Source organism: Pantoea sp. EKM20T, assembly GCF_011800485.1.
GTDB lineage: Bacteria > Pseudomonadota > Gammaproteobacteria > Enterobacterales > Enterobacteriaceae > Pantoea > Pantoea agglomerans.
Genome location: NZ_JAALFW010000002.1, coordinates 554755 through 564815, shown reverse-complemented (window position 1 = coordinate 564815; position 10061 = coordinate 554755). Strand labels below are relative to the sequence as shown.

The 10061-nt window shown below is 48.4% G+C and carries 12 protein-coding genes and 2 pseudogenes; 4 read left to right on the top strand and 10 right to left on the bottom strand.

Features of this window, described 5'->3' with window-relative positions; translation table 11 throughout:
• Positions 1 to 221: 221 nt before the first annotated feature.
• From HFD94_RS05895 to HFD94_RS05875, 5 genes and pseudogenes are all read right to left on the bottom strand, one after another.
• Positions 222 to 965 (bottom strand): hypothetical protein, encoded by a 744-nt coding sequence (locus HFD94_RS05895; protein WP_167432892.1) that lies wholly within the window; start codon positions 963 to 965, stop codon positions 222 to 224.
• Positions 966 to 994: 29 nt separating this feature from the next.
• Positions 995 to 1960, bottom strand: a pseudogene (locus HFD94_RS05890) (phage minor head protein).
• Positions 1908 to 3296, bottom strand: coding sequence for a DUF1073 domain-containing protein (locus tag HFD94_RS05885; RefSeq protein ID WP_167432898.1), 1389 nt, complete (start codon positions 3294 to 3296; stop codon positions 1908 to 1910). Before HFD94_RS05885 ends, HFD94_RS05890 begins: the two are co-directional and overlap by 53 nt.
• Before the next feature lie 80 nt (positions 3297 to 3376).
• The gene (locus HFD94_RS05880; RefSeq protein ID WP_167432891.1) at positions 3377 to 4849 is read right to left on the bottom strand and encodes a terminase; all 1473 of its coding nucleotides are present in this window, start codon (positions 4847 to 4849) and stop codon (positions 3377 to 3379) included.
• 2 nt (positions 4850 to 4851) lie between these two features.
• Entirely contained in the window at positions 4852 to 5451 is a 600-nt protein-coding gene (locus tag HFD94_RS05875; protein WP_167432890.1) for a hypothetical protein, read from the bottom strand.
• Between HFD94_RS05875 and HFD94_RS05870 the strand changes: the two genes are divergently transcribed.
• The 3 genes from HFD94_RS05870 to HFD94_RS05860 all read left to right on the top strand — a co-directional run bounded on the left by HFD94_RS05870 (position 5426) and on the right by HFD94_RS05860 (position 7348).
• On the top strand, positions 5426 to 5953 hold the full coding sequence (locus HFD94_RS05870) for a hypothetical protein (RefSeq protein WP_167432889.1): 528 nt from the start codon (positions 5426 to 5428) through the stop codon (positions 5951 to 5953). The genes HFD94_RS05875 and HFD94_RS05870 overlap by 26 nt on opposite strands.
• Before the next feature lie 68 nt (positions 5954 to 6021).
• Positions 6022 to 6543: a hypothetical protein gene (locus HFD94_RS05865; RefSeq protein WP_167432888.1), complete on the top strand. Its 522-nt coding sequence runs from the start codon at positions 6022 to 6024 to the stop codon at positions 6541 to 6543.
• Positions 6544 to 6769: 226 nt separating this feature from the next.
• Complete coding sequence (locus HFD94_RS05860) at positions 6770 to 7348, top strand: ATP-dependent Clp protease proteolytic subunit (protein WP_243234770.1); 579 nt, start codon at positions 6770 to 6772, stop codon at positions 7346 to 7348.
• 31 nt (positions 7349 to 7379) lie between these two features.
• Here the strand turns inward: HFD94_RS05860 and HFD94_RS05855 are convergent.
• A pseudogene (locus tag HFD94_RS05855) lies at positions 7380 to 7448 on the bottom strand (terminase small subunit); the annotation flags it as partial.
• 21 nt (positions 7449 to 7469) lie between these two features.
• On the opposite strand from HFD94_RS05855, the gene HFD94_RS05850 reads away from it, so the two are divergent.
• The gene (locus tag HFD94_RS05850) at positions 7470 to 8015 is read left to right on the top strand and encodes a hypothetical protein (RefSeq protein ID WP_207712417.1); all 546 of its coding nucleotides are present in this window, start codon (positions 7470 to 7472) and stop codon (positions 8013 to 8015) included.
• Here the strand turns inward: HFD94_RS05850 and HFD94_RS05845 are convergent.
• From HFD94_RS05845 to HFD94_RS05830, 4 genes are all read right to left on the bottom strand, one after another.
• Positions 8012 to 8482 carry a lysis protein gene (locus tag HFD94_RS05845; RefSeq protein ID WP_167432887.1) on the bottom strand — a complete coding sequence of 157 codons (471 nt, stop codon included), beginning with the start codon at positions 8480 to 8482 and terminating at the stop codon, positions 8012 to 8014. The genes HFD94_RS05850 and HFD94_RS05845 overlap by 4 nt on opposite strands.
• Positions 8466 to 8975, bottom strand: coding sequence for a lysozyme (locus HFD94_RS05840; RefSeq protein ID WP_305848815.1), 510 nt, complete (start codon positions 8973 to 8975; stop codon positions 8466 to 8468). Before HFD94_RS05840 ends, HFD94_RS05845 begins: the two co-directional genes overlap by 17 nt.
• A gap of 3 nt (positions 8976 to 8978) precedes the next feature.
• Positions 8979 to 9221: a phage holin gene (locus HFD94_RS05835; protein ID WP_033772838.1), complete on the bottom strand. Its 243-nt coding sequence runs from the start codon at positions 9219 to 9221 to the stop codon at positions 8979 to 8981.
• A gap of 184 nt (positions 9222 to 9405) precedes the next feature.
• Complete coding sequence (locus HFD94_RS05830; protein WP_167432886.1) at positions 9406 to 10005, bottom strand: hypothetical protein; 600 nt, start codon at positions 10003 to 10005, stop codon at positions 9406 to 9408.
• Positions 10006 to 10061 lie beyond the last annotated feature (56 nt).

Sequence of the window (10061 nt, the reverse complement as noted above, 5' to 3'; positions counted from 1 at the left end):
ATCAGATGCCACCGACAGAATATGAAAACCAGTATTATCAACGGCTCGGAAGTGTCTAGATTATCCGTGGCGATTCAAACCACGATATGTGGCTTGCCGTCGATGGTTTCGGTAGTGATATTTGAGGCGGAGTTGACGACGGACAGCACGTTAACGCGGATGCGTTTCATGCTGGGTCCTCACGGATGGATTTAAGGCGATAAAAAACCCGCCGTAGCGGGTTAGGTTTTTGATATAACTAAATTAAACTTTTGGTTTACTTCAGTGGTGAGGCAGGGGAATGCAATGTTACGAATATCACCGATATCAAACACAAATGGCTCAGGATTAACGGCACGCCTGTCAAGACATAACCGATACTCATTCTGATGCTCATATTCACTTTGCTTATGGAAAACAGCCTCTTCTCCATTTTCTAAAGAAAGACTTTTCCCCTTGTCATAGTATTTTACTTTGTTAGCACTGAAAGAGGCTGCTTGTTGTGAGTCGATCAGTTTATGTGCTGCAGCTTGCACTTGCGTTATAAAGCTCGGTAATTGTGGGATAACCACAGCATACTCTCCAAGGTTCGCCGCTTCATCTGGGAGCTTGAAATAACCTTTCAAAAGCTCGACTTCGTCGTCAGTGACTGGCTCACTTAGATCTATACCGTGAGAATGCAATAAAGTAAGGCACAAGACATTATAGTTATCATGTGCATTTGCCCTTATAGCTATAGGAGCAGCAATATCTTTTCCTGGTATTGTGAATGGCTCCATTCCTGGTGGATTGAAAGTGATCCTAATCTCTTCAGGCTGAAGCCATGCAGTGATAGCTTCATTTTTATCACCAATATTGTTGGTTGCTTCCTCTTCGAAGTCTTTGAAAAACTTGATGGGATTCATATATAGCTTCCCATCAAGGAAATCATCTCGATACTTCTTTTTCGAAAAGACTTTGACTAAAAACCCAAACTCTTGTGCCATAAAAATCCCTTTTAAAAGGGTTATATTAATTACATTTCAGAAGATTTCCAGTTGGTTCGTTCTTTCTTCAGCTTATCCGCCAGCCCTTCGTTGAAGATGCTGCCGTCGTCGTTAAGAAGCACTGGTATCTGACTGCAGTAGCAGTTGTAGCGATTGCCGTTGATAGCGTAGAAGGCCTGCACCTCTTCCGTGGTGTACGTTCGACCATGCCGTGCAGCATGCCAGCTGCGCGTTGTAGGTTTAAGCGCCGATAACCAGAGCACTGCAGTATTCAGCCCTAATCGCTCACGCGCCCAATCAGTTTCCTGCCACTGAGCCTTGCGCAACGCTCCGACCTGCTCGGTCTGAGCCATGTTCTTGGCTCGGGCCATTGAGACGTCTAGCCTCTGGCTGATGATGCGCGCCGTTTCTTTTGGGTTGATTCCGCGGCCAATTGCGTCTGAAATCACATTAGCCAGATCACCACGCGCCCGGTCGGATTCAAGCAGCCAGTCGCTATACGTTGATACTTACGCTGCTGCCACCTGATTCTGGTATGCGGCCGAGCTGAGTAGCTGCTGAAGTGTCGTCTGCTGCTCGTAGATTGGCGACTGCACCGACAGATTAGTTAATGCCTGCTGAGTGCCACGCTCATACTCTGCCGCAACGTACTGAAGCGCCCACAGGCTTTTGCTGCCGCCTTCCAGCAGATAATCATCAAGGATGAGCTGAACACGCTGCAGAAGGTCAGCCAGTTGAGGTGCCGACATGTCGTAGATGTACGCGCCGGCATTAACCTGATAAATCACGTCGCCATGCACCGCATAGCTCTGCGTGTTGCTTGCCCTCTCCTGCCCGGTAAGGCGCTCATCAAATAGACTCTTCAGCGCCAATTTAATCTGGTAGTAGCGATTCTCGATGTCGCGGAACATTCGGTTAACAGGCCGGGCGGATTGCGTCGGATCAGCTTTGTTGCGGGGTACTATTGGCGTCCCGATTCGGGTTTTCGCTGTCATCGTCATCTGTCAGCGGGTCCTTATCGGTTAATTTTTTATTTGGGTCAGGCGTGGCTTGCGCTTTGCGTGGCTCAAGTTCGCCAACTGTTCGCACCTCATTTTCGTCAACAGCTGGGGTGCCGAATGCCTGCTGAGTGTCTTTGGCTACTGCGGCCATTGCCTGCATATTGGCGATCTTCTCTTTCTCGCTTGGTGCGAGTAAGTCAGACCATGCCAGCGTGACTTCACCTGACGTCGGCGGCTCAATCACTCCAGTCTTCCAGCAGCGCTCAATAAATTTGGTTACTAAAGCCGTTTGATGACCCCAGCGGCGACCATTGCAGCGTTTAGCCCAATCGGTCTTGTCTTCATCGGAGGCTAGCCGACCGGTTTGCTGACCAAACTGAATGGTGAAAGGGCATTGAATTGATGATGTGAACTCATTGGCTGTTACTGTCCAGCTTGGTGCGGGGTCGGCAGCAGCAACTGACAGCACCGATGTGGTACCCGACTGAGTGACTAGCGCCGAATCAGTACCGCGATTCAGCTTCGTCATTTTGTCGTTCATTGCTTCACCCAGATTGGCGTAGCCTGCCTTTTCGGCCTGCGCAGCTATCGCCTGCATATCGGTTGCAGCATCAAAGCTGATGCCCAACTGGCGGCTGGCGTTCTTCAAGAATCCTTCTGCGCTACCACCGGATATTTTTTCGAGGTCGAGCAGTTTGTTGTAGCCAGCACGCAGAAATGGCACGCCGGAAAGCATGTTTTCATCTTCCGAGCCTTCGCACAGGATGATGACGCGGTCTGGATGGACAGTAACGCTGCGCACGGGCCCGTAACTGCCATCATCACCCACTGGCTGCTCGTTGAACTGGTAGTTAACCGGCTCACCGTAGGTTTCCGACATGGTGTCCGTGTCGAAGTTGCCCGGCTTAATCTGTGATTCCCAGGCAGGGATGAGTTTGACGATCGCTTTATCGCGCAACCGGGAAACAACGGCGGTGTCCACTGGCTCTTTCCATTCGCGCCCATCTTTAAACTGGATGAGCAGCGCTGAATATCTGCCAACCAGATTGCGGCGGTCAGCATCTTTGATTTTCGCCCAGTGCTTGCTCAGTAACTTGGTTGCAGCCTTTTCCCAATCAGTGGTTTCCGTTGACTCCTTGTTTTCACTACCGTCGATAATCGTCGGCTTATCCGTCCAGCACGATTCCAGTAGCTTATGCACGGCGGCATATGCAACAGGGTTACGCTCATAGGCGCGGTAATACTGTTCGAAGCCAAGTTCATCGGGATAACCGAATTCCTCGTACAGCTTTGTGCGCTTGGTGTTGCCGGGCTTTCCGGCATACATCATGCGCTGGCGCCCTATCTCATGAGCGAGGGCGTTCACAAGGAATTGTTCCCCGTTGCTTAGTTCACTCACTGATGAGCTCCTTAGAAGAATATTGCGCCGGTCTGTTTGTGATTCGTTTTCGCCACAGCAAAGTAGCGGAACGCATCAGCGCCGTGCGAAGTGAAGTCGTGCAAAGGCTTGTCTTTCCAGCAGCCGCGTTTGTCGTCCCACTCCTTGCGGTATCCCTCAAGGTGAGATATGCCCTGCTCGCATTTGGCCGAGTCGAAGGCGCACTTAGGTAAGATTTCACGTACGGAGTCTATGCCGGTATCAACTCCAAGCTTTGGCGCGACCTTGAAGCGGATTGAATAAACCTGTCCGTCAATTTCAAAGCCTTCTGCAGCTATCTGCTTACGGCTCTTGCCATCACCGGCGAATTCACGGTTATCGATATCGTGCGGCGCCCAGTGATCGCCGTACTCATAGCCGCGGTCTTTCAGCGCCTTCATGTAGTGTCGCAGGCCTTCACCGCTGTTCTCGTAGTAGTCGATGACATGGAACTCATCACCAACCTCACGAATAAACCAGATGGCCGTGGAGTCGCCTACGCCGATATCCCAGAAGGTGTGGACCAGCTGATGAGAGTTATCAGGCAACTCACCAACACGCTTATTCGTGTAGAGCCAGCGGAACTGCTTCGCGTAATAAGCCCCCTCAACCGACTGTTCGAACGCTTCAGCCGGTATAGATGGGTACTCACGCTTCATGTCATCGCCGAGCGTCTTCTCTTTGGCGTAATACCAGGCTTTCTGACGCTCATTGAGTATGACGCCATGCTTCTGCTCGATATCGTTGAAGTAATCGTAGAGACGTTGCGGTAGAGGCTCTACGGAGTCAATTGCATACAGTGGATTCTTCCACCAGGAGAAGAAGAAAAATTTCCAGTCGAGATTGGAAAGCGTCTTACCCTGCAACTGAGCTTTCTCGGCTGCCTGGCAATAGTCAAAGAAGTAACTAGCCCGCCCCTCTGCGGTGCTCTCAATAGTGGTGAAGCAATCGCTGGATACCGCTTCAAACGCACCAGTGACAATCTCACGGGCTTTGTCGGGGAACTTTGCGCATATCTTCCCGAACTCGGAAACGTGCAGGAAGCGCAGCGTGCCGCCACGGAATGATGTGCTGACGTATAGTGAACCGCCCTTCTTAAATACCAGCTCGCCAGCTGAGTCATTGCTCGCCGGATTAGCCGCTCTGATTTCGGCGGGTAGCCGGTCATAGGCGTACTTCACCTTTTCGCGGAACAGTCGCTTTGCATCGTTAAGGGTATGGGCAATCAGGGCGCACTTGGCAGCTTCGAACAAAGCGGCGTCGAGTTGGATAATGCAGACTTCGGTCGTAAAGCCTAGCTGGCGTGCCTTCAGGATGATGTTGCGGGTATGCATGCTCTCAAAGTATTCGAGCTGCTCCGGCGTCATCTGGAAGCGTATCGGCTTACCTTCTTTATCGGTTATCCAGTAGAGGTGATTCAGGCGCCATAACTTATCTCGCAAGAGATTGAGATGTTCAGGCTTCATGATTACCCCTTAGCTAAATCATCCATCAGGTCAGAAAGTTTCTTCGATGCTTCATCACCGGTCAGGCCGTCGATGTCGTATGCCTGACGCTCAAGACCAATAAGTGTCTTCAGCGTGTCGGAGAGGTCTTTCATCGACTTCACTCGCCCCGGCATGCTGATAACCTTGTGGTAGATTTCGTTAAGCTTGTCCTGCCCTTTGTCGTCAGGAGTAAACATCAGGTCGCCAAGCTGCTTCAGCGCACCTACATCAGCGCACTGCGCCTCGAGTTCACCGAACAATGAGCTGGCGATGTTACGAGCACGGCGAATATCCCCACGATGCTCCATACGGACATTGGCGATTACCTCAGCGTTGGCCTCGATCAGTATCCTATCGTTGGTAGCCGTTTCAGTGGACACCTGTCTGGATACCTCACGTTTGGATACCAGCGCATCAGCCTTGGCTTTGATCTTCGCCTTGAGGTCTCGCTCCCATCCATCACGTTTTGCACGCTTGTTTATCGCGCCGTGAGTGATGCCATGTTGTGAGGCTATTTCGCGGATAGACATCAAGCCAGCCCGATATGCCGATTCGATGGCCTCCCAATCTGGTGATGCCATTTTCAATATTCCCAATCAAGTTTATAAAGATACTGCCGATGTATTCATGGAACTCTTTTCGCTCATGGTGACTATGAACAGACGAACTACCGCCAATGCATTTGCGCTTATCCTCTTAGGTTTCTCTTATTCCGCTCTGGCTAATAGCGATTTATGCTCAACAGTTACGTTTGAAGCCTTTGGGGAACCTAAACAGACTGTCAGAGATTGTGCTGACCCCAATGAATCCTTTTGGGTAGCGGTAACGATTGATGGTGCGCGTTTTATGACCCAGGGATTAGGCCTGGTCGTGCCGCAGACGTCATCTCATCAGCAGGGTGATGAGGTGCAATTCTTAACAATTCAGGTCATTAAGAAAAATAATGAATATACTGTTCGCTTCCTGCGGGCGATCAACGGTCAATCAATTTACTGGTCTGGTATCATGTTGCCAGGTCATCAACAAGGCGCAACCATCAAAGGGCATAAAGTTAATATCCGCTTTGAGCGTCAAGAAAACTAATATTCATCATTGGTACTCGCGACAGAACATTTCATGTTTGTCAGTGGGTGCCATAAAGGAGTCCAAAGTTGAAATTTAAAGTCCTTGTGAGATTTTGCGCCGATACCAGAGCGGCGTTTGACCGCGCTAACTTAGCTTCACCTCATGACGAAGACTCAAGCCTTAGTCAGAATAAATTTCCAATGGGATGCTGTGGTGACACATCTAAAATCCTTACCCACTTAATTTTTTTGCAATTTGGCGTCATACCCATTTATCGAAGTGGTACTTATAAAAGCCATTTAATTTATGATTCCAGGCTTAGAACGAACAACAATCATGCATGGCTTGAAGTAAAAGAACTAAAGATTGACATCACAGCAGACCAATTTAACGACCGTGGGTTTAGAAACCCAAAGGTAATGCTTACTAAAAGCAACAAGTTTCATCGGCTGTTTGCAGATAGGCAAAACTTTATGGACAACCTTCCTCAAAAGCATCTAAAAGTAGACTCTGAATTGATCTCATCGTCTGCTTACATTTTTAAGTGCCTTAAAGAGAATGGGTGGGATTTGCCTTTTCTCGCTATTCCGGCACCTACTCCATCTTGAGCGCGTCATAAGGCGCGAGGCATACCCATGCGCCGTTTTCACGAGCAACGCCAATGAAGCCATTAACCATCTAAGGCTGCGATCGGTTCATCAGGCCTTCGTGGGTTTCACCTGACTTCGTGGTAACGGTGATGCGGTATGTGCCAGGCATGTTGGCTCCAATAAAAAAACGCCGACTCAAATTGCTGATCAAATATCAGGATTACAAATTCTCAGCAGTCGATTTATGTTAGCTACTCGGAATATTCTTAAGGGTGAAAGCATGCTGCATACTGTTCATTTTCTATGCCCGGTTACAGCTAGTACGGTCAGTCATTTCCAAGGCGTTTGCTTGGAGGCTCTTCGCAATCAGGCAACATCATTACAGATTCATTTATCCAGTGGCGGTGGCGATCTCATATCTGGGTTTACTGCCTACCACTTTCTAAAATCCCTTCCAGTCCCAGTAATTACTCACAACATAAGCAACGTTGAATCTGTTGCTAACGTCATTTTCATGGCAGGTTCGGAGCGTCGCGCAAATGCAGGCTCTCGGTTCCTTCTTCATCCCTTAAATTGGGGATTCACCAGCCCGGCAGCAGATCACGCTAGGATGGTTGAGTGGTCCAAATGTCTCGATAATGACTTTGAGCGCTTCATTGATGTTCTCAATAACGAGACACATCGCAATGACATCGACTGGGGAGCACTGATTAATGCTGCTACTATTCTGGACGTCGATGCAGCTGCCGCTAACGGTATGGTTACTTCTATAGCAAAAGCAACGCTGGCCGACTCCGCCATCAATTGGTGGGTAACCTGTTGAACGGCTTAATTCATAAGAAAACCTACTCTACCGCTTGAGTGGCGTTCAAATCGATGAAATACTCGCGACAGTACATTTCTTGTTTGTAGGTGAGTGCCATAGAAATACCTTGGAGAATTAAATGGATAAAAAGCAGTCCTCGATTGGGCGCAGACTTGAACAATCGCTAAACAGCCTGATAGCTAATGATTACGAAAGCTCGCTTGTCCATTTTTTTCCGGCCTTAGATAAAACTGCCAAATTAAGAAGGCCAGGCTCTAAGGTAGGTGTTGGGGAACGAATTAGGGGATTCCTAAAGGACGAGGAAGCCTTCATATCATTTTTAGCCTTCCGAATAATTTTTGAAAATACTAGATTTGATGGAGTAAGTTTTCCTGAAGCAATTTATAAATTTGGTCGAACCTCAATTATGCATGAGGGGGAGCTTGATAGGAGGTTAAGTTTTGAGAATGTAGATCAAATTATGATAGTTGGAGATACATGGAAATTATCTCCATCATATATTGCTGCAATGATCACTGCCGTTATGGCTGCAAGTGAAAATTCGCAAGAAACTTTCATATCTCCAAAGATACTTCATCTACATGGCAGAGCGGTAAATGCGAACGATATTTGGGGTAAAAAAGCCATGTTGCAAGATTTCCTTAGGATGCCAAGAAGATACTAACGCAAGCATTGCTCATTAATATACTGCTGCAATCCGGCTATTTGCTTTCCGGCGACTTCGATTCGCTCTCTGAGGGTGAAATAATCCCGTTGAGCGGCGTCAGTAAGTCGGGCGCTGGCTGCATAATCCATGCTGGCGGTTCCGGAGGCGGATTGTTTCTGGCATGTCGCGTTGAGCTGCAACCGACGCTTGCCAGTAGCAACATCATCATGCAGCTGATCGATAGTGGCTTTAGCATCGGCTAACTCCTTCGTGTATTTCTCATCGAGAGCAGCGACATCGCGCTGCCGTATCTGCATATCGGTTATGGCTTCATTTGCCTGCTTAAGGTTGCTGGCTGCAGTGTCGCGCTGGGCCTTATAGTCAATGGCATTGCCGCGATAATAGAGCGCATACGCTACTGATGTGGCTAAGAGGAGTAGAACCAGCAGGATGAGCGCAGCGAGCACTTTAGCCTTTAAGGTCATCTGCACTCTCCGCCAGACACATTGATCGCTCCATGTCTCGTCGGTTCATTAACCCGCGCCACTTCTGCCCGCCTGCATAAATCCACCGGCGCAGCTCTTCACAGGCACCGTCAACATCACCTGAGTTAAGCCGCTTCAGCAGAGTTGATTTGGAAAATGCAGAAGTGCCAACGTTGTAAGTGAAGCTGTAGAGCGCAGCGCGCTGATATTCACCCAGCGGCACCTTGACCAGCCCATCTACCGACTTCTTAACCGGTTGCAGGTCACGCCACAGAAGCCGATCACATTCCCGGTCGGTGTATTTCTTGCCTTTGATGATGTCTGTGCCGGTATGACCATCGCAAACAGTCCAGACGCCAGCCACATCCTTGTAAGGCTCGTACACCCTGCCCTCTACTCCATCCTTTCCACCGAGAAATACCGTAGCGATAGCCATAGCTCCGCCACCCGCGACAGCAATAAGCTTATTACGCAGGCTGTTTGACATAGCCATGGGTTAATCCTCGTTGATGTCTGGCGCAGTGGGCCAGCGCTGAAGGGCTTTGATTTGCGCCAGGGTAGCCTTGCGTTTGTAGTACCAGTTGATGCCGAGTGTGAATAGCGCGACCAGGATACCGGCCAGCACGCCTACAGCACTCCATTCATCGGGACTTAGCCTGGTCAGCAGACCATTGGCGATAGTCCCGGCAGATGCGCCGTAAGCTGCGCCTGATGCCAGTTTGCTCATGTCGATACTCATATCACCTCCGTGATTACGGGCGGTGCTGTAGGTAGTCAGAAGAAAATATCGCCCGTTGCCACACAGGAAAGGGTGAGAGTCGATGTTGATTGGCAGGGGCGATAGACGAAAAAAGGCCAGCTGATTAGCTGGCCAAAGAAATTGTAAGCGCTTTGATTGCTTGAATGGCTAGTAAAAAGTGTCGCTAAATTAGTTTTTTTTCTTCTTCCTCTAAAATTTCAGAAAGAAAAGCAATCAAATTATTTTTTGCATCGTCTACAACAGCATCTCCATCGAATCCTTCTTCGCTGTTACTAATAGCCTCTTCAAATTTCTGCTCTGAAAGCTTTATTAACTTCCGACACTCATCATATTTTGGGTGGGATTTCCCCAATGTAATAAGTATTTTGTTGGAACTAGATACCACGGCGGCGCTTAGCTCCATAACCTTAACCAATTCCTCGTAAGACGCCTTACCTACTTCAGGAAATGTTTCGAACAATAAGTCTATACTGTGATTCGCATGCTCTAGCTTTGTAAGGTAATCTGCGAAAAGAGACCTTAACAAATCAATTTTATTTTGGTGAGCGCTCAGTAAAATCTGGCTTTTAATAAGGTCATTGCTGTTTTTTATTGTTTTCCATGCAATGTATGCCGGAATACATGCAGCAATAAAAGAACTAATTACGTTTTCCCATGGAAACCCCCCATCTATCACAATGGTTGGTAGCTTGTCTATTCGCAAGTAAGAATGACTGTTTTCAATTAGGTGATAAAAAGGGAAAGGGGTACCCTGCCATGTCATGATGATTTCCTTTTCAAAAAGAAAATAACATACATGATCTTTATCAAAACAAAAAC